The 23400-nt window shown below is 35.7% G+C and carries 19 protein-coding genes and 1 other RNA gene; 9 read left to right on the plus strand and 11 right to left on the minus strand.

Features of this window, described 5'->3' with window-relative positions:
• Positions 1-2: 2 nt before the first annotated feature.
• A complete protein-coding gene (gene map / locus IGI87_RS09160; RefSeq protein ID WP_002356886.1) occupies positions 3-767 on the minus strand; it encodes a type I methionyl aminopeptidase in 765 nt (254 codons plus the stop codon).
• A 174-nt stretch (positions 768-941) separates the two neighbouring features.
• Here map and IGI87_RS09165 point away from each other — a divergent pair, with 174 nt between their 5' ends.
• The gene (locus IGI87_RS09165; protein ID WP_104853718.1) at positions 942-1385 is read left to right on the plus strand and encodes a flavodoxin; all 444 of its coding nucleotides are present in this window, start codon (positions 942-944) and stop codon (positions 1383-1385) included.
• 72 nt (positions 1386-1457) lie between these two features.
• On the opposite strand, the gene IGI87_RS09170 is transcribed toward IGI87_RS09165, so the two are convergent.
• Both IGI87_RS09170 and IGI87_RS09175 read right to left on the minus strand, forming a co-directional pair.
• Positions 1458-1931 (minus strand): TspO/MBR family protein, encoded by a 474-nt coding sequence (locus IGI87_RS09170; protein ID WP_104853717.1) that lies wholly within the window; start codon positions 1929-1931, stop codon positions 1458-1460.
• A 155-nt stretch (positions 1932-2086) separates the two neighbouring features.
• The gene (locus IGI87_RS09175; protein WP_002356883.1) at positions 2087-2659 is read right to left on the minus strand and encodes a TetR/AcrR family transcriptional regulator; all 573 of its coding nucleotides are present in this window, start codon (positions 2657-2659) and stop codon (positions 2087-2089) included.
• 250 nt (positions 2660-2909) lie between these two features.
• Between IGI87_RS09175 and IGI87_RS09180 the strand changes: the two genes are divergently transcribed.
• The gene (locus tag IGI87_RS09180; protein WP_010817478.1) at positions 2910-4148 is read left to right on the plus strand and encodes an aminopeptidase; all 1239 of its coding nucleotides are present in this window, start codon (positions 2910-2912) and stop codon (positions 4146-4148) included.
• Positions 4149-4235: 87 nt separating this feature from the next.
• Here IGI87_RS09180 and ffs read toward each other — a convergent pair.
• Together ffs and tadA are read right to left on the minus strand one after the other, a co-directional pair.
• An RNA gene (ffs, locus tag IGI87_RS09185) (signal recognition particle sRNA small type) lies at positions 4236-4322 on the minus strand.
• Between the two features lie 39 nt (positions 4323-4361).
• Complete coding sequence (gene tadA / locus IGI87_RS09190; protein WP_002362126.1) at positions 4362-4883, minus strand: tRNA adenosine(34) deaminase TadA; 522 nt, start codon at positions 4881-4883, stop codon at positions 4362-4364.
• 77 nt (positions 4884-4960) lie between these two features.
• Between tadA and IGI87_RS09195 the strand changes: the two genes are divergently transcribed.
• Entirely contained in the window at positions 4961-5812 is an 852-nt protein-coding gene (locus IGI87_RS09195) for a PucR family transcriptional regulator (protein WP_438736769.1), read from the plus strand.
• A gap of 55 nt (positions 5813-5867) precedes the next feature.
• The gene (locus tag IGI87_RS09200) at positions 5868-6713 is read left to right on the plus strand and encodes a PhzF family phenazine biosynthesis protein (RefSeq protein ID WP_438736771.1); all 846 of its coding nucleotides are present in this window, start codon (positions 5868-5870) and stop codon (positions 6711-6713) included.
• Positions 6714-6739: 26 nt separating this feature from the next.
• On the opposite strand, the gene IGI87_RS09205 is transcribed toward IGI87_RS09200, so the two are convergent.
• Entirely contained in the window at positions 6740-7078 is a 339-nt protein-coding gene (locus IGI87_RS09205; protein WP_002356871.1) for a hypothetical protein, read from the minus strand.
• Positions 7079-7161: 83 nt separating this feature from the next.
• Positions 7162-7866, minus strand: coding sequence for a zinc metallopeptidase (locus IGI87_RS09210; protein WP_002384290.1), 705 nt, complete (start codon positions 7864-7866; stop codon positions 7162-7164).
• A gap of 198 nt (positions 7867-8064) precedes the next feature.
• Between IGI87_RS09210 and IGI87_RS09215 the strand changes: the two genes are divergently transcribed.
• On the plus strand, positions 8065-8418 hold the full coding sequence (locus IGI87_RS09215; RefSeq protein ID WP_104853712.1) for a YxeA family protein: 354 nt from the start codon (positions 8065-8067) through the stop codon (positions 8416-8418).
• A 37-nt stretch (positions 8419-8455) separates the two neighbouring features.
• On the opposite strand, the gene IGI87_RS09220 is transcribed toward IGI87_RS09215, so the two are convergent.
• Positions 8456-9460: a nucleoid-associated protein gene (locus tag IGI87_RS09220; RefSeq protein ID WP_192190392.1), complete on the minus strand. Its 1005-nt coding sequence runs from the start codon at positions 9458-9460 to the stop codon at positions 8456-8458.
• 128 nt (positions 9461-9588) lie between these two features.
• Positions 9589-11055, minus strand: a complete 1467-nt coding sequence (gene treP, locus IGI87_RS09225) for a PTS system trehalose-specific EIIBC component (protein ID WP_104853710.1) — start codon at positions 11053-11055, stop codon at positions 9589-9591.
• Positions 11056-11263: 208 nt separating this feature from the next.
• Here treP and gloA2 point away from each other — a divergent pair, with 208 nt between their 5' ends.
• Genes gloA2 through IGI87_RS09240 form a run of 3 tightly spaced genes read left to right on the plus strand, consistent with a single transcriptional unit; the run spans position 11264 to position 12159 of the window.
• A complete protein-coding gene (gloA2, locus tag IGI87_RS09230; RefSeq protein ID WP_104853709.1) occupies positions 11264-11644 on the plus strand; it encodes an SMU1112c/YaeR family gloxylase I-like metalloprotein in 381 nt (126 codons plus the stop codon).
• 27 nt (positions 11645-11671) lie between these two features.
• A complete protein-coding gene (locus IGI87_RS09235) occupies positions 11672-11971 on the plus strand; it encodes a hypothetical protein (protein WP_438736775.1) in 300 nt (99 codons plus the stop codon).
• Positions 11972-11985: 14 nt separating this feature from the next.
• Complete coding sequence (locus tag IGI87_RS09240; RefSeq protein WP_438736777.1) at positions 11986-12159, plus strand: hypothetical protein; 174 nt, start codon at positions 11986-11988, stop codon at positions 12157-12159.
• Positions 12160-12208: 49 nt separating this feature from the next.
• Here IGI87_RS09240 and IGI87_RS09245 read toward each other — a convergent pair whose 3' ends face one another.
• Together IGI87_RS09245 and IGI87_RS09250 are read right to left on the minus strand one after the other, a co-directional pair.
• Positions 12209-19567: an LPXTG cell wall anchor domain-containing protein gene (locus IGI87_RS09245; protein ID WP_438736779.1), complete on the minus strand. Its 7359-nt coding sequence runs from the start codon at positions 19565-19567 to the stop codon at positions 12209-12211.
• Positions 19568-19954: 387 nt separating this feature from the next.
• Complete coding sequence (locus tag IGI87_RS09250) at positions 19955-21052, minus strand: FUSC family protein (RefSeq protein WP_438736781.1); 1098 nt, start codon at positions 21050-21052, stop codon at positions 19955-19957.
• A gap of 172 nt (positions 21053-21224) precedes the next feature.
• On the opposite strand from IGI87_RS09250, the gene IGI87_RS09255 reads away from it, so the two are divergent.
• A complete protein-coding gene (locus IGI87_RS09255; protein WP_438736783.1) occupies positions 21225-23366 on the plus strand; it encodes a GH92 family glycosyl hydrolase in 2142 nt (713 codons plus the stop codon).
• Positions 23367-23400 lie beyond the last annotated feature (34 nt).

Raw genomic sequence — 23400 nt, forward strand, 5'->3', positions numbered from 1 at the left:
TATTAATAAGTCAATTCTTCGCCTTGTGACGTTAAGATTCTTGGACCTTCTTTCGTAATCGCTAATGAATGTTCATATTGACAACTTAGACCACCATCTTCAGTATAAGCAGTCCAACCATTTGGGTCCATTTTCATACGCCAAGTTCCTGTGTTAACCATTGGCTCAATGGTAATAACCATTCCTTCTTTTAAACGTAGTCCTTTACCTGCTTCACCATAGTGAGGGATCATTGGACTTTCATGGATAGTTGGGCCAATGCCATGGCCTACAAAGTCGCGCACAACCCCGTAGCCTTCCCCTTCTACATACGTTTGAATTGCATGACCAATGTCGCCAATTCTATTTCCTACTTGTGCTTGTTCAATCCCAAGATATAGCGCTTTTTTGGTTACTTCCATCAAACGGTCAATTTCAGGTGTTGATTCACCTACGACATAAGACCAACATGAATCAGAGATTGCACCTTTTAAGTCGACACACATATCTACTTTGATTAGGTCGCCATCTTTTAATACTTTTTTACGAGGAAATCCGTGACAGATTTCGTCGTTGATACTACAACAAGTAGCATATTTGTAGCCTTCATAGCCAATTTGAGCCGCCACGCCGCCATGACTTTCAATAAAGTCTCTCACAAATACTTCAATATCCCAGCTTGTAATACCAGGTTTAATAAACGTCCGTAAATGACGATGAACATCCGCTAATAATTCGCCAGATTCATCCATCATTTCAATTTCTCGTGGTGATTTTAATGTAATCATACTATCTCTCCTAAACTTGTTTCATTCAAATTATTTTATCACATTTTTTGCAAAAAAGATTGTTCAAACACCAATTTTCAAAAAGTCCCGTAATAAAAGCACTCGCTAGTCTTTTATAAGAAATACGCATCTGCTATAATAAGTGACAGAATTGTATGAGGGGGAAGAAAGTTTATGACGTTAGCAAAAATTGTGTATGCAAGCATGACTGGGAATACAGAAGAAATTGCCGACATTGTTGCAGAAGCATTTGAAGATTTAGAATTAGAGGTCGAAATTGATGAGTGTACGCAAGTCGATGCCACTGATTTTGAAGATGCCGATATCTGTGTAGTGGCTACATATACGTACGGTGATGGCGATTTACCTGATGAAATTGTCGATTTCTATGAAGACTTACAAGAGATTGATTTATCAGGAAAAATCTTCGGCGTTTGTGGTTCCGGAGACACGTTTTATGATGATTTTTGTAAATCGGTGGACGACTTCGAAGCAGTCTTTACTCAAATTGGGGCAAAAAAAGGCGCCGACAGCGTTAAAGTTGATTTAGCCGCCGAAGAAGACGATATCCAACGTTTAGAAGAATTTGCGAAAAAATTAGCAACGGCCGCAGAATAACTACGTTGAAATAAATCAAAAACACCAGAGAAAAATGGAAATAACCATTTTTTCTCTGGTGTTTTGATATTCCTAATTTAAAAATAAAATACTGTAATTTAAAGCTGCCGCAAAAGTAACCCATAGAATATAAGGAATCATCAACCAACCACGCGTTATTAATTTATAACGCAAGTAGTCCCACTGTTGAACTATTAATAATAGCCATAACAAAGAGATATCAATCACAGATACTAAATTATTTTGTAAAGAGAAAAAGAAAAATGTCCAGAAAAAGTTCGCAATAAATTGTAAAATAAAGAGCGTAATCATCCGTTTTTTCTGTTGTTTATTTGGATGAATTAAGATGAAATAAAAAGTAATGCCCATAAAAATATACAATACCAACCACATCGGTCCAAATAACCAGCCTGGCGGAGCAAAGCTTGGTAATCTCAACGCTTGATAATATTCTCTCGCATTTACTGAAAATAAGCCCGACAAGAGTCCTAGCCCAGTAATTCCTACAATACTTATCCATAAACGCTTATCTTTTAATATGTTCATATTTTTTCTCCTTTCTATTTCTCCTCTTTACTGTAGCATGGTTGCGAATAATCTACCATTAATACACTTAACAAAAAAGACCGTTCTTTTAAGAAACAGCCTTTTGTTGTAACCTCACAGAAGTTATCAGCATGAGGTTACACTTTTTTTAATTTTTATAAATCAATATCAATTGGTTCATCTCGTTCAAGAATTGCTTCAATACTATCTTTCATTAAATGAATGATTTGTTCTTCTGAAGGATGGATAATTCCAGAAGTCATCAATGCAGCCACACCAGTTGCGACCACCCATGTTCCCATGTGTAAAGAGTCAATTTGAACATCATTTAAATTAGCATACTCAGGATCAGCTTTTACCGCTTCAGTAAAATAGTGATAAGAGAATTCTTGCATTTTTTTGCCGCCACCATATTCTTCTAAATAAAGCGCACGGTATAACTTACTTTCACTTGTCGCAAAATGAATATAGTTTAAAGCCAAATCAACAATTGTATTCCCGGTATGTTTTACTGGAAATACTTCTTTCGCTAAGTATTTATGAATTTTTTGGAATAAAGCATCGCGTAAATCATCCATGTTTTTAAATTCCAAATAAATCGGTTGGGTGGAACATTTCATTTTATTAGCAATATTACGTGCAGTGAACTTCGAAAATCCTTCAGTGGCGACTACTTCATAGGCAGCTGTTAAAATCTGCTCTTTCGTAATGGTTTTTTTTCTTGCCATAATTCCCTATCCCCTTTATTCATTCATATACAACGCTTCCAAATAAATGCTTATGGTTATTGTAACACGATTTTTCTATTATGCAAAATTAGAACAACTCTTTGTACAAAAGTTCACTGAGCGGGAGCACGACAACTTTTACCCCGACTTAAAATAACAGTTGATAAAGGCGTTATTTCGTTGAGTTACCTGCTCTTCCGTGTTATGATATGAGCAGTCATTACCCATCAAAATGAAGGAGGAATCACGAATGACCTTAGAGAATTTTAATGAAAATCTAAAGAAATATGCACGTTTAATTGCTGAAACGGGTGTCAATGTTCAGGACAATCATACGGTTGTTTTACAAATCAGTGTCGATCAAGCGCCCCTTGCCCGCTTAATTACGGAAGAAGCTTATCGCTTAGGCGCTGCCGAAGTAATTGTTCAATGGAGCGACGAAACCATTCAACGTGAATTTTTAGCTCATGCTGCAACTGATCGTATTGAAAATGTTCCTCAATATAAAATTGATCAAACCGACGATTGGATTGCTAAAGGCGCAAGCCGAATTAGCGTGGTTTCTTCTAATCCTGATGCATTAGCTGGCGTGGATGCACAACGTGTAGCTACTTTCCAAGCGGCTAATGGGAAAGCATTGGTCAACCTACGAAAAGCAACACAAGCCAACAAAGTAAGTTGGACTGTTGTAGCTGCTGCTAGTGAAGGCTGGGCAGCTAAAGTCTTTCCAGAATTAGCAACAAGTGAAGAACAAGTCGATGCACTTTGGAATGAAATTTTCAAAACAACACGAATTTACGAAGAAAACCCAGTCATTGCTTGGGATATTCATGATAAAAAATTACAAGAAAAAGCGGCTGAATTAAACGAACAACAATTTACTGCTTTACACTACACAGCTCCTGGGACAGATTTAACGATTGGCTTACCTAAAAACCATTTATGGGAAGGCGCTGGTAGTTATAACGCACGTGGGGAAGAATTCATGGCTAATATGCCAACAGAAGAAGTTTTCACTGCCCCAGATAGTCGCCGCGTTGATGGCTATGTCTCTAGTACAAAACCACTAAGTTATGCTGGCACAATCATTTCGGGAATGAAATTTACATTTAAAGATGGCAAAGTTGTTGACTTCTCAGCTGAACAAGGCGAAGAAGCATTGAAAAATCTATTAGCTATTGATGAAGGTGCCAAACACTTAGGAGAAGTTGCTTTAGTGCCAGATCCTTCACCAATTTCACAATCCGGTTTGATTTTTTATAATACATTGTTTGATGAAAATGCCTCTAATCATTTAGCCTTTGGTTCCGCCTATGCGTTCAACTTACAAGGCGGCACTGAGATGAGCGAAGAAGAATTAGCTGAAGCTGGTTTAAATCGTAGCCAAACACACGTGGACTTTATGGTAGGATCTGACAAAATGAATATTGATGGTATCAAAGAAGACGGGACGATTGTTCCAGTTTTCAGAAATGGCGATTGGGCATAAATTTAAAAAGAAGCAAGCCGTAAAAAATAACGGCTTGCTTCTTTTTATTTCAAATAAAAAAAGGCTTCTCAGCCTTGATACGTTCCTTATTCAATCAGACACATGGCGGCACTTGCTTAGTGCTGCTTCCTTCCGGATCTGACACAATTCACTAGCCCGCCATTGTCCTAGCCTTTCGGCAAAACCTAGTATAACGTATTTTTATTCTTTTGACTAGTCTTTCTTTTGATTTTTTAAAAGTTTCTCTTCTTTTTTCTTTGCCCGTAACTTTTTAAAGAACTGAACTAATAATAAGCGACACTCTTCTTCTAAGACTCCTGCTTCGACATAGGCCACATGATTGAAGCGTTCATCTTCTAATAAATTCATCAATGTGCCAGCAGTGCCTGCTTTAGGATCGGTTGCGCCATAATAAACTTCTGGAATTCGTGCTAAAAGCATCGCCCCACTACACATTGGACAAGGCTCTAAAGTTACAAATAATTGGGTTTCTTCTAGACGCCAATTTTCTATCCCGCGACACGCTTCTTGGATTGCATACATTTCTGCATGCGCCGTTGCTTCTTGACGTGCTTCTCTTAGATTATGCCCGCGGCCAATAATTTCCCCTTGCCGAACAATTACAGCTCCAATAGGCACCTCAGCCAAACCTTCTGCTTTTTTCGCCTCTGCAATGGCTTCTCGCATAAAAAATTCTTTTTCTTCTTGTGTTAACGTTGTTTCTTTTTTTCCCAATTAATTTCCACCTTTCGGCTTTTTCCCACTAAACTTCTGTCTTGCTTCATGGTACAATAAATCAGTGAGGTGTGTCTATGATTATTGAAAATTTATCTCAGCTTTATCCTAAAGGCTATTTATCAAAGACAATTGGTTCCGAAGCCGCCTATTCAATTCCTGTTGACGACCAATTTTTCATTGTGAATAAAGCTTTTTTAAGTATTAAAGAACAGCATTTGTTGGAAGCGCTTTTTCCTGTTTCTGAAAATCCAACAATAACTGGTAACCATCCTTGGTTCAGTTACTTATTTCAACAAGCAAAATTACCTATCGAAGGGACCTTTCGTATGTTGCAAATTCAAACGAATATCACAAAAGAATTACAAGCTGAATGGCAATTTAATTTAACGAAGATGTTTCCAGATACTGTTGATTGTTTCAGTCCAAGCAATAATATGTATATTTTAGTTGAAGAACAGTCAAAAAATACCTTTCAACAAGAAGAAATTCAAGGAATCTTTTTAACATTAGATACAGACTTTGATTGCGCTAGTGCTGTCTTTGTTGGTAATTTTTATTCCTCTGAAGATATTCTTCGCCGTTGTTTCCATGAAGAACAACGTATTTTTTCAGAAGAACTTAATTCCTCTAGTCGGACGACTGTTTTTAGTTTAACCGATGTCGCCCTCCACTATTTTACCAAGGAAGCCATGAGCCAAAATGTACTTGTTGAGTATTATCGTCGTTTATTAAATAAAGACACCGATATTCAGCCAATCATCAGCGCTTTGTGGAAAAATCAAGGCAATATCAGCTCCACTGCAAAAGATTTATTTATGCATCGAAATACTTTACACTATCGGTTGGAAAAGTTTTTTGAACAAACTGGCTTATCTTTAAAAAAAATAGATGATTTAATCTTTTGTTATTTGTTATTAAGAAAGTAGCACGTCCATTTTTCTACTGTATGTTTTTATTCCCAATTAGAAAGTAGGCATTCCAATGAAAATTACCGCATATGTCGCTAGTGCATTTAGTAAAAACCACGAAGGTGGCAACAAAGCAGGCGTTGTTTTTATAACACAGCCATTAACGAGAACCCAAAAAATGGCCATCGCCAAAGAACTAGGATTTGCGGAAACTGCTTTTGTTTCAGACTCAAAGATTGCTGATTTTCGCCTTGAATATTTTACACCAAAAGAAGAAGTCGACTTATGTGGCCACGCGACAATTGGTGCTTTCACCATCATGAAGCACTTAAATAGATTATTGCAAACAGAATATACAATCGAAACCAACAGCGGTTTGCTCGCAATCACGGCGAACAATGAACAACTATTTATGGAACAAACTGTCCCAACTTTTTATGATACGCTCACTTTAGAAGAATTGAGCGGCTGCTTTGATTTAAACGCAGTGACAACAGCTTTTCCTATCCAGATTGTGTCAACGGGACTAAAAGATATTTTGGTTCCCATTAAAAATGCGCAATCATTACACGATTTACAACCAAACTTTGAAAAAATTAAGTTACTTAGCCAAAAGTATGGAGTTATTGGGATGCATCTTTTTGCTTTGTCTGAGGAAAATATTAATTGTAGAAATTTTGCGCCCCTTTATGACATTGATGAAGAAGCCGCTACTGGTACATCAAATGGCGCGTTAGCTTGTTATCTTCACCATCACCATATTTTGCAAAAATCAAATTATACCTTTACCCAAGGTGATAACTTAAACGCTCCTTCAGAAGTCTTAGTGCGTTTGAACACTACACCCCAAAAGACAATTGATCAAGTTCTAGTTGGTGGTAGAGGCTATTATGTCGAAACAAAAGAATTATTTTTATAAAAAAAAGATGGCCTAGGCCATCTTTTTTACTTCATTGCATCTTCAATAAATGTGAAAAAACGTTCTTTTAAAGAATCTGTATTGTCTTTAACTTTTTCGCCATATTCAGCTAATTTTGAACCGCCATCTTTCACACGATCGACAACATTTAAAACAGAATCTAATTCATCATCGGATAAATCATCGACAATCGATAATAATTTTTGGTTTCCATCAAATTTATCGTCTACAAACTTTTTAACTTTATAACGATTGGAAACATGAGATACCTTCTTAATAATTTTTTCAGAAGCGATGACTGCAACGGAGACACTTGCAACTGCAGCAATGCTTAAACCGATACCAATTTTTGTTGATGCTTTCATTTCCTTCAGCTCCTCTGTTATTTTCTACTTTAATCATAACATATTATTACTTTTATGCGTAATAGAAAGACCTTTGCTAGCACTTAGTCCCGTCGGTTGTTGCCACCAAATAAAATAACCAAACGTAAAAGTTGTAAAAAGGTCGAAAGCGCTGCTGCTACGTAGGTAAGTGCAGCTGCAAAAAGAACTTTTCTGGCCATTGGTACTTCTTCTTCAGTTAATAAACCACCTTCAGAAAGAATACTTAACGCACGTCTCGACGCATTAAACTCCACCGGTAAAGTCACCAATTGAAAAATCAAGGCTAATGAAAAAGCCAAAATTCCAATATTGATTAACGTTTGATTCCAACTAAATAAAACACCAATCAAAATTAGTGGAAAGGAAATGGTTGAACCGATGTTGGCAACTGGAACAATGGCTGCACGAAGACGTAAAGGCACATAGTTCGTATGATCTTGTACCGCATGTCCACATTCATGAGCTGCCACGCCAATAGCCGCGACCGATGTCGATTGAGCAGTTGCTTCAGATAAACTCAACATTTTGTTTCCAGAATTATAATTGTCAGTTAGATCGCCAGCGATTTGCTGAACTCCGACATCATTAATTTGTTCTTTTTGTAAAATATACTGTGCTGCCTGCGTGCCTGTAACATGTTTACTACTTCGTACTTGATCATATTTACGAAAGGTACTGTTAACATATGCGGAGGCCGCACCAGAAATCGCAATTCCGATAATTACCAATATATAGGTTGGATCGATTCCAAAATAAAAGGGCATCATTGTCCTCTACCTCCATCTTTTTTTCTTTATTGTAGCATGATAGTGAAAAAAAGGGAGCGACAAACGTTGTCTTTTGTTTAAAAAAATGATGAATTTTTCAAGAAAGTACCAAAACTAACAAAAGTGTCACTCAATTAACGGAAAAAAATATGGCAAATTTCCTAAAAAAAAGGCATACTATTCCTTGAGGTGAGGAAAATGAAAACATTACTAAAAATATTAATCCCCTTAGTCATTTTAGCCGGTGGTAGCTGGGGCGTTTATAATTACTATTACGGCGGAGAAGCCTATTATACACAAATCACAACATCTGGTGAAAAGAAAGATGAAAAATCCGCTACTAGTGAACCGATGACCATGTATTATTATCAACAACCCGCGTTTAATAAAAATGGCGAAGAAAAGACCATAGAATTAAACGAATATCGTGATCAACCGTTGCGTATGAAAGCCTATCTAAAATTGAAAGTCAATCCCCGTAAAGGCGTGATTAGTTGGAATGAAGTGACAGAAAAAGAAGTCCCTGAAAAAGCGTTAGAAAAATTAAAATAAAGAAAAAACCGTTGGCAAACGACCAACGGTTTTTTCTTTATAATTGATTACTAATTTTTTCAATATTTTTTAGCATAATGGACACTGTGCCATCTGGATTATTAACGAATTCAATTAAATCGCCATTGCGGTAAACATCTAACGGAACAATTAATTCAATACCGTTATCCATTTTTAACTTTTGTTTGCCAAATTTCTTTTCAGAAATTTCCCGAGATTCTCTGACTGGCGGTGTTTTATCGACAAACTTCGACTCATTCACTTCTTCTTGATAAGCTAATTTAGCTGATACATTTTCTTTAAACACTTGCTCAGCAATCTGCTCATTGTCAATCGTTCCCGTTTCCTCAATGCTATCATACACCGCTTCTTTTACAGAAGCCATTAGTTCAAACTCATCTTCGTTAAATTTCTTTCCAATGCGTTTGACTGCTTTTTTAATTTCTTTGATATTTTCTTCCATTGATGGTGCTACTTGCGTTTCTATCACTTTTTCAGAGAAATACCAGATTTTTTCTCCTGAAAATTCATATCTTTTCTCTAGTAATTCAAACGCTAATGTATCTAAGTCAACCGTTATTCCTTCATCTGGTTTTTGTGATTTTGAAGACAAAATTGCTCGGTTGATAATCAATTTGTTATAAACAGACTCTTCTTCATAATCGACGTAATGTGTGTAACTTTCTTTATAATTTAATTTAATCATTGCGACATGTAACACCGTATCTAATTCATATAAAATGAACAAGATATCGGCGCTAGGCGCATCCTCGCTTCCTGAATAAACATCATACCAATGTTGGGTAACTTCTTGGCTTTTCTTTACAAAATCACTAGGAATCCCACGTAACGTATCCACAAAGGAACTATTTTCCGCCAATGTTCCAGTCTTTGTTTGTGCAGTCGAAAGTTTTGAAATTTTTGCAGTTAAATACGTTCGAATGTATTCAGTGGTTAAATCTAATTCCTTTTCAGAAAAAACAGGTGTCCCAGTTTCTCGATCAATAATGTGTAAAATTGCTTTTTTTAAATAAATATCCATTTTGTATGCTCTCCTTTTCTCAACCTTTTTAGTCTAACTGAAAGAGAGAAAAAAGCCAATACTTTCTATAAAAAGAAGAAGAATTCGTAGACATTTGTCTACGAATTCTTCTTCACTCCCAAAAGCGCTTATCCTTCTTCGCTATATAACATACCTGTTGCTTCATCAACTGGATCGACTTTATTAAAGATGCCTTTCTTTCTGAAAATATAAGTTAAGCCCATTGGTACGATAATGGCAATCACCATTGCGCCTAAAAACGGCAAGTAATATTGTGGGACAATGGATAAAATTCCTGGTAAACCACCGACGCCGATACTTGTCGCACGAACGCCCATTAAAGTGGCAAACATACCTGCCATTGCCGAACCAATCATGCCTGCAATAAACGGATAAACATATTTTAAGTTGATCCCAAACATCGCTGGTTCAGTCACACCTAGGTAACAAGAAATCATCGCTGGAATCGAAACTTGTTCTTCTTTTTTGTTTCCACGATGCATAAAGATAACCGCTAAAACCGCTGAACCTTGTGCAATATTTGATAGAGCAATCATTGGCCATAAGTTGGTTGACTGAAAGTCAGCAATCAACTGTAAATCAATAGCATTACTCATATGATGCAACCCGGTGATGACTAATGGTGCGTACATAAAGCCAAAGACAGCACCAAATAACCAATTAAATGTTGACGTTAATCCTGCATTTACGATATCAGAAACCCAACTACCAATTGTCCAACCAATTGGTCCTAAAATGACATGTGCAGCCAACACTGTTGGCACTAAAGCAAACAATGGTACAAAAATCATTGAAATTGCTTGAGGTATCACTTTTCTAAAGAAAATTTCAAGATAGGCAAGCAAGAAGCCAGCTAACATAGCAGGGATAACTTGCGCTTGATAACCAATCATGTTAACTTGAGCAAACCCAAAATCCCAGAAAGGAATTTCTGCTGCTTTAGTCGTCGCAACTGAATAAGCATTCAAAAGTTGTGGTGAGACTAATGTAATCCCTAGGACAATCCCCAAGATTTGTGTGGTCCCCATTTTTTTCGTAATACTCCACGTAATCCCAACTGGCAAGAAGTGGAAAATTGCTTCGCCAATTAACCATAAGAATGAATTGACTCCGTTCCAAAATTGAGAAACTTCCACGATTGTTTGACCATCAAGAAAACCAAATGGAACCCCTTCCAAAATATTGCGGAACCCTAAAATCAATCCCCCGATAACAAGTGCAGGAATTAATGGTGTAAAAATCTCAGCTAAAACAGAAACAACTCGTTGAACAGGACTCAAATTATCTTTGGCAGCTGCTTTCCCTTCTTCTTTTGAAACCCCTTCTAAACCGGAAATTGCAGAAAAATCATTATAAAATTGTGGGACTTCATTCCCAATAATTACTTGAAACTGTCCAGCATTTGTAAAGGTTCCTTTTACAGAAGGAATATCTTCAATCACAGGTACATCCGCTTTTTTTGGATCTTTTAATACAAAACGCATTCGAGTTGCACAATGAGAAACAGCTGAAATATTTTCTTTGCCTCCTACTGCTTTCAACAACTGTTGTGCATCGCTTTGAAACTTACCCATTTTACATTCTCCTCTCAAACTTGTATATACAATTAAGTTGTATATACATCATACTTTATTATTCTTTTTTTGGCAAGCGCTTTCTTCCGAAAAAGTAATTTTATTTTTTACAAGTCCCTTGCCTTTTTTTAAAGAGTCAAACAGAACGCTTTTTTAGCTGCTTTTTTATTGCTATACTACAGAGGAAAAAACGAAAAGGAGTACGAAAATGTTTTTTAAAGAAATTCATCACGTGGCAATTAATGCCTCAAATTATCAAGCAACTAAAAATTTTTATGTCGAAAAGTTGGGCTTTGAAATTCTTCGCGAAAATCATCGTCCCGAAAAAAACGATATTAAATTAGATTTAAAATTAGGTAGCCATGAATTGGAAATTTTCATTTCTGATCAATTTCCAGCTCGTCCCTCTTATCCTGAAGCTTTAGGATTGCGTCATTTAGCTTTTAAAGTTGAACATATTGAAGAAGTGATTGCTTTTTTAAATGAACAAGGAATTGAAACAGAACCGCTACGAGTAGATGATTTTACGGGTGAAAAAATGACCTTCTTTTTTGATCCAGATGGGCTACCTTTAGAACTTCATGAATAACTACTTTAAATGTTAGGAGAAATTTTTATGACTGAAAGACTTACTTTAGAAGGCACAACCATAATTTATCAAACCACTATGACGATACAAACTTCACCTGAACATTTATGGACTTTTTTTACCGAAACAGAAAACATCATTAAATGGTTTCCTGAACTTCAAGTTGTTCAAAACGAAAGACCTACTGCTTGGCGCTTTGTAATCGATGATTTTGAAGAATTATTGCCATTTATCACTTTTAAACCAATGAAACAATTAAATGTAACTTGGGATACGGGAAATATTCAATTTATTTTGAAAAAAAGGATACTCAGGAAACAGAATTAGCCTTTCGTGACTATTTGCCTGACAGCTTTACTACTGAACGTTTTCGAGATATTGCTGGTTGGTTCATTGTTTTACAACGATTAAAACAAGCAATTGAATCTCCCGAGAAAGACTTTATCGAACCTGATTTCTCCTCCATTGAACAACGATATTTAGAAAAAGTAACTGAATTATTACGAATTCAATAAAAAAACGCGAGCAATGCTAGATCGATATTCTAACGTTGCTCGCATTTTTTTAATTATTTTTTTTCTTTTTGGACAGTGTCCACCAGCCAGTCATTGCTAACACTGCTGAACCTAAAATGGTCCACCATGAAGAATTTCTTTCACCGGTTGTTGGTAATGTTCCAGCTGTTTTTGGTTGAACTGCTGAGAGTGGTGTTGATGGTTTGCTCTGTGGGTTCAGGTCTGTTGTAGATTCAGGTTTTGCTGAATCAGTTGTGTTTGTTTCAGTTTTTTCTGAAGAAATTGTCGGTTCGTCAATGGTTGATTTTGGATGTTTGTTTTCAATTTCTGACTTTGGTTCTTCACTTGGCTTTACATGTGAATCTCCGGAACCTTGATTTTCTTCTTTTTCTGGAAGTGTTTCTGTTGGGACTTTTTTTGGTTTTTCTTGTAATTGATTATGCGTAGTTTGTAATTCTTTCAAAGCACGATCAACTTCTTCTTGTGTGGTATTGGCGTCATTGATGACACGTAAAGCTTCTTCCCGAGCTGATTTAAAGGTGTTCCAGCTCTCAGGAGTATAATCAGTTGAACGTAGAGTTGTGACTTGATTGTAGTAAGAACGCAAGGCATTTTTGTTCACTTTTACTTGAACATCACGTGCTTGTAAGCCTTTATGAGCAGCTTGTAACTCTTTCAGCACATGATCCACTTGCGCTTGTGTTGCATTTGTATCATTGATGATTTGCAAGGCTGCTTCGCGAGCTGCTTTGAATTTTTCCCATGATTCTGGTTGATAGTTTGTTGAATCTAAATTTGTCACTTTATTGTAAAAATCTCTTAGTTCGTTTTTATTAACAGGAACGATTTTGTTCAAACCAGCATGACTTTCTGTTAAGTTTTTCAAGGCAGTGTCGACTTGTTCTTGTGTGGCATTAACATCATTTATCACTTTTAAAGCTGCTTCACGTTTTTCTTTAAAAGCTTGCCATGATTCTGGTGTATATTCTGTTGAAACCAGGTTCATGACTTTGTTATAAAATTCTTTTAACTGCTCTTTGTTTACTTTTGAAGGATTGTTTTCGTTATTTTTATCACCGCTGTCTGGATTTTTATTATCAGGATCTGTTGGTTCAACTGGATCAATTGGTGGTTCTGGTTTTTCTGGATTTTTTTCTTCTGGATCGGTTGGTTCAACTGGATCAACTGGCGGTTCTGGTTTTTCTGGATTTTTTTCTTCTGGATCGGTTGGTTCAACTGGATCAACTGGCGGTTCTGGTTTTTCACGATCATTTTCAATGTCTTGAATTTTTTCTTCGATTACTTTCAAATCGTCTTGAGAATTTGATTCTTCGACTTCTTTGATTAGCGAATCTTTTTCAGTTTCTGTTAAATTCTCATTGTTAGTGATTGAGTCTTTGACTTTATTCTTGGCGTCGTTTAATTCGTTCGCTTCTTTTTCCGCTTTGTTGGTTTCACCTTGTTTGTTTGCTTTTTCATCAACTGAATTGACTTCGTCAACTGTTTTTGAATCCTCGACTTCTTTGATCAAAGAATCTTTTTCTGTATCGGTTAAGTCAGAATTGTTATTGATTGAGTCTTTGACTTTGTTTTTAGTGTCCTCTAACTCTTTCACTTCTTTTTCGGCTTTGTTAGATTCACCTTGTTTTTTAGCTTTGTCTTCAACCGAATTTACTTCGTCAATTGTTTTTGAGCCTTCAGCTTCTTTCGTTAAAGTATCTTTTTCTGTATCAGTTAAGTCAGAATTGTTATTGATTGAGTCTTTGACTTTGTTCTTGGCATCTTCCAATTCTTTTGCTTCTTTTTCGGCTTTGTTAGATTCACCTTGTTTGTTTGCCTTATCGTTAATTGAATTGACTTCTTCAATTGTTTTTGAGTCGTCGACTTCTTTGATTAGCGAATCTTTCTCAGTTTCTGTTAAGTTTTCGTTGTTATTGATTGAATCTTTGACTTTATTTTTGGCGTCGTTTAACTCTTTCACTTCTTTTTCAACTTTGTTAGTTTCACCTTGTTTGTTGGCTTTGTCTTCAACTGAAGTTACTTCGTCAATTGTTTTTGAGTCGTTTACTTCTTTCAATAACGATTCTTTCTCAGTTTCTGTTAAATTCTCATTGTTAGTGATTGAATCTTTAACTTTATTTTTAGCGTCATTTAACTCTTTCACTTCTTTTTCAACTTTGTTGGTTTCACCTTGTTTTTTAGCTTTGTCTTCAACTGAAGTTACTTCGTCAATCGTTTTTGACGATTCCACTTCTTTTATTAGAGAATCTTTTTCTGCGTCGGTTAAGTCAGGATTGTTATTGATTGAATCTTTGACTTTGCTTTTGGTGTCTTCTAACTCTTTCGCTTCTTTTTCGGCTTTGTTGGTTTCGCCTTGTTTGTTTGCTTTGTCTTCAACTGAAGTTACTTCGTCAATTGTTTTTGATGACTCCATTTCTTTTGTTAGAGAATCTTTTTCCGATTCGGTTAAGTTAGGATTGTTATTAATTGAATCTTTTACTTTATTTTTAGCGTCTTCTAACTCTTTGGCTTCTTTTTCAGCTTTGTTAGCTTCGCCTTGTTTGTTGGCTTTGTCTTCAACTGAAGTTACTTCGTCAATTGTTTTTGAGTCGTCCACTTCTTTGACTAGTGAATCTTTTTCTGCGTCGGTTAAGTCAGGATTGTTATTAATTGAATCTTTGACTTTATTTTTAGCGTCTTCTAACTCTTTGGCTTCTTTTTCAGCTTTGTTAGCTTCACCTTGTTTGTTTGCCTTATCGTTAATTGAATTAACTTCGTCAATTGTTTTTGAATTTTCGACTTCTTTGACTAGTGAATCTTTTTCTGCGTCGGTTAAGTCAGGATTGTTAGTGATTGAGTCTTTAACTTTAGTTTTGGCGTCTTCCAATTCTTTGGCTTCTTTTTCGGCTCTGTTAGTTTCGCCTTGTTTGTTAGCTTTGTCTTCAACTGAGTTGACTTCCTCAATTGTTTTTGACGATTCCACTTCTTTTGTTAAGGAATCTTTTTCGGTCTCTGTTAAGTCAGGATTGTTAGTGATTGAATCTTTAACTTTAGTTTTAGCATCTTCTAACTCTTTCGCTTCTTTTTCGGCTTTGTTAGCTTCACCTTGTTTGTTTGCCTTATCGTTAATTGAATTAACTTCGTCAATTGTTTTTGAGTCGTCCACTTCTTTGACTAGTGAATCTTTTTCTGACTCAGTTAAGTCGTTATTGTTATTAATTGAATCTTTAACTTTGGTTTTGGCATCTTCTAGCTCTTTGGCTTCTTTTTCGGCTTTGTTAGCTTCGCCTTGTTTTTTAGCTTTGTCTGCAATTGAATTAACTTCGTCAATTGTTTTTGAATTTTCGACTTCTTTGACTAGTGAATCTTTTTCTGCGTCGGTTAAGTCAGGATTGTTAGTGATTGAGTCTTTAACTTTAGTTTTAGCGTCTTCTAACTCTTTCGCTTCTTTTTCAGCTTTGTTAGCTTCACCTTGTTTATCCGCTTTATCTGCAATTGAATTTACTTCGTCAATTGTTTTTGAATTTTCGACTTCTTTGACTAGTGAATCTTTTTCTGCGTCGGTTAAGTCAGGATTGTTATTAATTGAATCTTTGACTTTATTTTTAGCATCTTCTAACTCTTTGGCTTCTTTTTCAGCTTTGTTAGCTTCACCTTGTTTGTTTGCCTTATCGTTAATTGAATTAACTTCGTCAATTGTTTTTGAATTTTCGACTTCTTTGACTAGTGAATCTTTTTCTGCGTCGGTTAAGTCAGGATTGTTATTAATTGAATCTTTGACTTTATTTTTAGCGTCTTCTAACTCTTTCGCTTCTTTTTCGGCTTTGTTAGCTTCGCCTTGTTTGTTGGCTTTGTCTTCAACTGAGTTGACTTCCTCAATTGTTTTTGAGTCGTCCACTTCTTTAGCTAGTGAATCTTTTTCTGACTCAGTTAAGTCGTTATTGTTATTAATTGAATCTTTAACTTTAGTTTTAGCGTCTTCTAACTCTTTCGCTTCTTTTTCGGCTTTGTTAGCTTCGCCTTGTTTGTTGGCTTTGTCTTCGATACCTTTGACTTCTGTACTATTTTTTGCTTCATCTACTTGTTTTTTCAACTCTTCTTTTTCAGTATCAGTTAGATGTTCATTATTATTAATGGTATCTTTGGTGTTATTTTTTTGATGAATGAAGTTTTCTGTATCTTTGTTTTTTGCATCATTACTGATTTTTTCCAATTGTTCTTGGTTTGTGGCTTCTTTTATTTCTTTTTCAAAGCGATCCTTTTCTTCTGGTGATAGATTTTCTAAGCCATCTAAAATTTCTTGAACTTTTTGTTTTGCTTCATTTAATTCTTTGCGTTTTTGTGCTTCTTGATTTTCAAGATTTTTTGTTTCTGCATCGGTTAAAATCCCTTGAATTTCTTCCACTGTTTGAGCCTTATCAATGTTAGTGATAAATTCATTTTTTTCTTCTGCCGTTAAATGATTTAATTCTTTGGCAATTTTATCCTTAGCTACTTCTTTTTCTTGACGAAGAGCCTCATCTTGATCTAACGCTTCTTGACGGATACCATTTACTTCATCGACTGTTTGTGCATTATTGATACGTTCAATCAGCTTTTCTTTTATTATTTTATCTAAATTATCCAAACCATTAATCATATCTTTTGCTTTATTTTTGGCTTCGTTTAATTGTTTTTCTAAACGATTCGCTTCGTCTTTTTGTTGTGCTTGATCGATGATATTTTTTAACGCGTCTAAATCGTTATCAGGATTGTTTAATGCTTCGATTTGTTCAATGAATCCTTCTTTTTCCGCTGGCGTTAAGTCGACAAATTCATTGCTGATTTTGTCTTTTCCTTTGTTTTTTAATTCTTCAAACTGTTTTTCTTTTTCACGACGTGTTGTATCGTCTTGTTTGATTGCTTCTTCAACAATTTGATTGACTTCATCGACTGTTTTGCCGTTATTGACTTGTTCACCAAAGTCAGCTTTTTCTTCAGTTGTTAAGTCTTTTAATTCATTGATTTTATTTTGCGCATCTTTTTTCGCTGCTTCTAATTCTTTAGCTAAATGGTTAGCTTCATCGGTTTGTCGTGCATCCTCCACAACTTGATTGATTTCTTCGACACTTTTGGCTTCGTTTAAACGTTCATTAAAGTGATTATTTTCTGTTTCTGTTAGATTTTTTAAATTATCTAATTCTTGTTGCGCGTTATCACGCGTTGCTTGGCGAGCAGCATCCAAATTTTTCATCTCTTCAACTACTTTATTTATCTGGTCTAAATTCGTCGCTTCATCAATTTTATTTTCGGCTGCTTGTTTTTCTTCATTCGTTAAATTCTTCAACTGATTGACTTCATTAATAGCCGCTTCGATTCTTGTATCATTTAATTTTGTGGCTTCTTCCAGAATCGTCGAAATGGTTTTGTTATCTTTGGCTGCATCAATCTTTTTCGCAAAGCCGGCTTTTTCCTCTTCTGTTAAACCAGGCAGCTGATTGATTTCTTGTTTTGCGTCCATTTTCGGTTTACGCGTTGGATCTGCTAAATTACGTGCGTCTTCTAAGATTTTTAGCGCTTCTTCAACCGTTTTGGCATTCATTACTTTCTCTTTAAATTCCGTCTTTTGTTTACTGGTTAAATTCAATTTATCAATTTTTTCAGAAGCATCTTTTTGGACTTGCGACAAGATTTTTTGGGTATTTTCTTCGATTGCTTCTACGACAATATTTTGAATTTGGTTAATTGTTTTGGCTTCTTTTACCCATTCAATATATTGTGATTTTTCTTCTGGTGTTAAGCCATTAAAGGTTCCTTCTTCATTGGTTAAAGCTTTCAAGCGGTTAATTGCATCAATCGCTTGTTTTTGCGCTTCTTCAAAGACTTTGATGGCTTCTGCACGTTCTTCGGCTTCTTTGATAATGGTTTCAATTTCCGCAATGGTCTCGGCATTTTCAATTCGTTCTGTAAAACTATTTTGCCAATTTTTCGGTAAAACCAATTGGTTGATTTCTGTTTTGGCTTCTTTTTTTGCATTAGCTAAATTCTGTGCATCTTTTTCATTAGCTTCTTTAACAACGTCTTTGATTTCTTGACCATTTTTCGTTTGGTTCACTTTTTGAACAAATTCATCTTTTTCTACTTGTGATAAATTCGGTAATTTTTGAATTGCTTCAATCGCATCTTTTTGTGCTTCACTTAAGGGGATAACCGTCAAAACACCAGCATTCGTATAAATACTTGCTTGGTCTTCACTTAAAACATCAGTCGCTTTCACTCCGTTTGATTTCACAATTAATTGGGCATAGTATTGACTAAAATCATCAGTTAATTGAACATTTTTTAACACCAATGTACGTCCAGTTTCACCAATAATTTTTTGTCCCTTGTTCTTTTGAGAGGGGTCGCCTTTAAACCATTGAATATAATACCCATTTTTCACATTTGGGTCATTGGCATCTTGGAACCATTCTTCATCATATCCTGAAATAGTGAACTTGGCGTCATCTCCTTCAACGACACGTTGATTGTCGGCACTTGGATCAATTCCGTTTCCGATTAAAATTGTTTTTGAACCAGAAATTGGTTTTCCATCACCAATATCAACAGTCGCTGTAATCGTTAAGGGACCAAACTTCGTTTTATCGTTAGTTAAAACCAAACGACCAGTTTTGGGATCAATTGTTCCTAATTCAGGATTATCAATCGACCATTTAACTTCTCCTTGACCATTTGTTGGGATAATTTGCACGCTAGGCTGAACAACAATCGATTCAGCCTGAATATTATCAAAACCGCCTTTTAAAATCCCTTCACGTAACGCTTCTGTCGTTAATTGGTTATTCACATAGTAATCACGTGGCGTGTCGACAACAATTTTTGAGACAGGATGTTCCACAATAAATTCAATCGAAGCAACATTAGAATACAAGTCACCACCACGACCAATCAACCGTCCTTCCCACCAAGTATGTTGTTGATAATAAGTGGTTTTGACTTTATCAGAAGTGACTGTTAATTTTTTGCTCTCGCCACCTTCTGTTTTCGGCACAACTTCCCATGTTTTTCCATCTGTGGAACGATACCATTGATATTTTGAAACGGCTAAAAGATTTGGCTTATCTAATAAAGTCCAATCAGCAGAAGGATTTAAAGTTACTGTCGTATTAATATCAGCAACGGTACTCATTGGCTGTTTGAAATAGCCTGAACGTAATGTATCCAACCCAGTGATCGAAACACCTCGAGGGGACGGGGGAAATTTCGGTACAATTTCATTGGCAACCGTTGTAAAATTCCGTTCTTCTTCTGCATGAGCAACCAGGCTTGAGGTAGTTGCTGAATAGGTGCCTAACGTTAATAAAACACTCGACCAAAGCAAGACTTTGCGGCTCTTCGTCTCCTTTTTTTGTTTGTTGTTGATTGTCATTAAAATTCCTCCCAAATAATTTTTCTAACAAAACACTCAATTTTCAGGCACGTTTTTAGGATAATCGTAGACAAAAAGCTACCACTATTTCTCAATTATTCGTTATCTTTTCTTTTATACTGAAAGGTGAGTATATCTATTTTACTAGGAGTATAAATAATATCCTAATCAATCTTTCTTATATAACGATCGTTTTAGACAATACAATTAAATTGTCTATTCATTCCATAAAAAAATTAAAATTACTATTTTATTAGCAATTGAAGCATAAAAAAACCATTGAGAATTCCTCATTATACTCTTCTATTATCTTCATAATACCCACATTATTTTGAACAAAAAAAGATTCGTTTTAAAAACGAATCTTTTTTTAGTATATTAATATTATTATTCTAGCAAACGAAAATATAAGTAAACAACTAAATCAATTAAGCAAACAACAAAAATTGCCAATAATACAAAAGAGACCCGCAATTCTGCAGCGTACATCCCTCGCAAACTAATTGTTGCCAAACATAACCCAAAAATCGTTGCCATTGTCACTTGTAACACAGTTCCTGGTTTTAGCGCATAAACAAAAATGCCAATCAAACTAGAAACAACCAGGTGTGTCAGTGGCAATTGAAGCCAATTCACGACAAACAAACTAAGAAAACACCCTAAAAGAGTTCCCCAAAAACGCGTCTTAATACGTGTGTTCATTTCTGCTTTCACAGGATGCAGGAGTAGAAAAACATTCATCGGAACCCAAATTATTTTAATACCTCCGACACTCCACATTAAAACAAAGCTCAGCGTAATAGTGAAACTCATCCGAACAGCTAAACGAAATCGTTGCACCCTTTCGTCAGGACTTTCCAAAAATTGTTTGAAACTCGTGATACCAAAAAATGTCTGTTGTAAGTCGTGCCAAAAATTAATAATCACCCATTTCTTTTGCTTCATATTTAATTGAATGCTTTTATGGCCTCTACTCTTTAAGGTGGTTAGCTGACTTAATCCTGTTTGCCACCAAGCGTTTAGTGTTAAAGCCAATAAAAAAAGACCAATTAAAAAGGCCACAACTTGAGATTGCATCAAAAATGTATTTCCTTTAACCTGGATTAACTGACAAAACGTAAACATCATCAAGTAACTATGATACCGCATCGGCGTCGCAGATGAATAAAATAAATAAACAATTAAAAATGTCACACTACTATTTAAAATAATAGACCAGCTAAAGGAACTACTAGCTATAAATGCTAAAAAACTGATCACAAATTGCCTGATACTCATTTTGAGCAGCGCTACAAACGAATAATCTTTTTTATAGTTAATTTTAAACATAATAGTAAATACAGGCACCATAATTAAATAGCTTGGGGAAAATAAAAAATCCAATGTATAAAAACTAACCAAAAAAAAGGCGATGACTGGGAAAATGGCCCCAACATACGCAAAAAATTGCTGACTTTTTGTACTAAAAAAACAAATAACAATCACTCCAATATCGATTCCTTATCCATTGTAACATGCTTGTCAATTCCTCACCTAAATTGAATATACCAATTATTTAAAAATAAATAAAAAAGCAAATAAATACGCTTTCATTTCTCGCTTTTTGTGCTATAATCAGCCTATATGATATATCATTTAAAACAAAGGAGCTACTTTCATGAATATTCAAGCGATTGATACGCGACACGGAACTGCCAACCAACATAGTTTTTCAAATGGGAATTGTCTACCCTATACTGGCGTGCCATTTGGGATGAACTTTTACGCCCCGCAAACAACCGACCAAAAAGGCAGCTGGTGGTTTCATCCAGAAGATCGAACATTTCAAGGCTATCGAGTAACGCATCAACCAAGTCCTTGGATAGGTGATTTTAGCCATTTATTAATGACCCCTGTCAGTGGTTCATTGTCGGAACTTTCTTTATTCCATGCCCAAAGTTCTTATCGTCCAGAAGAAAGCCTTTTTTCTCCTGTCGAAATTAACTTAACTCAATTACGCTATCAAATAACTTCTCAATTAATCCCAAGCATGTATGGTGGTATCTTAACCATGGATTATCAACAAAAAGATAATCACTTACTACTAACTCTGCCTGGACGTTATCAAGTAAAACAATTAGATGACCATCAAGTGGCTGTAAAAGTCATCAACTATTCTGGTTGTGAAGATCCAGATTTTCGTTTTTATTTTGTGCTTCATTTTGAACAGCCTTTGACCAAATGGTTTGCCCCTTCTTCAGGCGAAGATGGCAAAATCCTTCTTTCTTTTGGAAATATTGCTCAACAAGTTGTTCATTTTAGTAGTTCATTTATTTCTGAAAAACAAGCGCAGTTAAATTTAGCGCGAGAAATCTCTTTGCGTTCTACTGAGATGCTACAACAAGGAATCGCAGATTGGCAGAATTATTTCGATCGTCTTAAAGTAACGCATGAAAATCCTGAACATACTAAAACGTTTTATCATACACTGTATCGAACATTCCTATTTCCGCAAACCTTTTATGAATTGGACGAAAATCAGCAGCCGATTCATTATGATACGTTTTCACAAACTGTTCGCCCTGGTGTGCTATATACCAATAATGGCTTTTGGGATACTTACAAAACGGTCTACCCATTGTTCTCGCTGATTGCTCAGGAAAAATACGAAGAGATGTTAGAAGGCTTTTTAAATAGTTACAGCGAAACAGGTTTCTTGCCAAAATGGTTATCACCAGATGAGCGTGGTTTAATGCCTGGCACCTTGATTGACGCTGTCATTGCTGATGCTGCCGTGAAAAAGATTCGTCCTGACTTGATGCCTCAGTTCCTAGAAGCGATGAAAAAAGGCGCCACACAACAAAGCGAACGAGAAAATTATGGACGTCAAGGAACTCTGGATTATCTAAAATATGGCTATGTTCCTTCAACCTATCATGAATCTGTCAATCATACCTTAGACTATGCGTATAGCGATTTCTGTATTTCACAAGTTGCAAAAACATTGAATGATTTAGAGACAGCAACGTTTTATCGTCAACAAGCCTTGAATTATCAACAACTTTTTAATCCTGAAACTGGCTTTATGCAAGCAAAGGATACTGAAGGCAATTTCCGTCCTGACTTTTTAGATATTCGTTGGGGCAAAGATTACGCCGAAGGAAGTGCTTGGCAATCAAGTTTTGCGGTCTATCAAGATTTTGCAGGTTTGATTAAGCTATATGGTAGCGAGTTAGCTTTCGAAAAAAAATTAATTCAGCTTTGCAATCAAGCGCCTAACTTTAACGTTGAAGGCTATGGTTTTGAAATTCATGAAATGAGTGAAATGGCGGCAATTGATTTTGGTCAATTAGCTATCTCAAATCAACCAAGTTTCCATTATCCGTTTCTATTCAGCTACATTGGTAAACCAGAGATGGCTCAACCACTTTTAAAACAATTGATGCAAACATTTAATGCTTCACCAACTGGCTATCCAGGCGATGAAGACAATGGTAGTATGTCTGCTTGGTATATTTTTAATAGCTTAGGCTTTTATCCAGTCACACCAGGAACTGGTGAATATGTAATCGGGATGCCTTTAGTCCAGACGGCGGAAGTAAAACTGTCAAATGGTAAACACTTAACCATTCAGACATCACCGAACAAAGTCCAACAACAATTTATTCATGAAATTCAGTTAAACCAAGAAAAACATACTGCACCTTATTTTACTCATCAAGAACTATTAAACGGCGGGACTTTAGATTATCAATTAGGGATCGTCCCGAATCCACAAAACACAGCAGAACGACCGTTTTCATTAAGTACGGAAAAATAATAAAAAGAAAGATGTTCAATTTTTATGAACATCT

The sequence above is a fragment of the Enterococcus sp. DIV1444a genome (genome assembly GCF_051712125.1).
GTDB lineage: Bacteria > Bacillota > Bacilli > Lactobacillales > Enterococcaceae > Enterococcus > Enterococcus faecalis.

Excerpts from the sequence above, each read along its gene's own strand:
- IGI87_RS09220 (WP_192190392.1), bottom strand. The coding sequence starts at position 9,460 with ATGGATATTTATTTAAAAAAAGCAATTTTACACATTATTGATCGAGAA.
- map (WP_002356886.1), bottom strand. The coding sequence starts at position 767 with ATGATTACATTAAAATCACCACGAGAAATTGAAATGATGGATGAATCT.
- IGI87_RS09245 (WP_438736779.1), bottom strand. The coding sequence starts at position 19,567 with ATGACAATCAACAACAAACAAAAAAAGGAGACGAAGAGCCGCAAAGTC.
- IGI87_RS09205 (WP_002356871.1), bottom strand. The coding sequence starts at position 7,078 with ATGAAAGCATCAACAAAAATTGGTATCGGTTTAAGCATTGCTGCAGTT.
- IGI87_RS09235 (WP_438736775.1), top strand. The coding sequence starts at position 11,672 with ATGACTGAAAGACTTACTTTAGAAGGCACAACCATAATTTATCAAACC.
- IGI87_RS09170 (WP_104853717.1), bottom strand. The coding sequence starts at position 1,931 with ATGAACATATTAAAAGATAAGCGTTTATGGATAAGTATTGTAGGAATT.
- IGI87_RS09195 (WP_438736769.1), top strand. The coding sequence starts at position 4,961 with ATGATTATTGAAAATTTATCTCAGCTTTATCCTAAAGGCTATTTATCA.
- IGI87_RS09180 (WP_010817478.1), top strand. The coding sequence starts at position 2,910 with ATGACCTTAGAGAATTTTAATGAAAATCTAAAGAAATATGCACGTTTA.
- IGI87_RS09165 (WP_104853718.1), top strand. The coding sequence starts at position 942 with ATGACGTTAGCAAAAATTGTGTATGCAAGCATGACTGGGAATACAGAA.
- IGI87_RS09255 (WP_438736783.1), top strand. The coding sequence starts at position 21,225 with ATGAATATTCAAGCGATTGATACGCGACACGGAACTGCCAACCAACAT.
- IGI87_RS09210 (WP_002384290.1), bottom strand. The coding sequence starts at position 7,866 with ATGATGCCCTTTTATTTTGGAATCGATCCAACCTATATATTGGTAATT.
- treP (WP_104853710.1), bottom strand. The coding sequence starts at position 11,055 with ATGGGTAAGTTTCAAAGCGATGCACAACAGTTGTTGAAAGCAGTAGGA.
- IGI87_RS09215 (WP_104853712.1), top strand. The coding sequence starts at position 8,065 with ATGAAAACATTACTAAAAATATTAATCCCCTTAGTCATTTTAGCCGGT.
- IGI87_RS09200 (WP_438736771.1), top strand. The coding sequence starts at position 5,868 with ATGAAAATTACCGCATATGTCGCTAGTGCATTTAGTAAAAACCACGAA.
- IGI87_RS09175 (WP_002356883.1), bottom strand. The coding sequence starts at position 2,659 with ATGGCAAGAAAAAAAACCATTACGAAAGAGCAGATTTTAACAGCTGCC.
- gloA2 (WP_104853709.1), top strand. The coding sequence starts at position 11,264 with ATGTTTTTTAAAGAAATTCATCACGTGGCAATTAATGCCTCAAATTAT.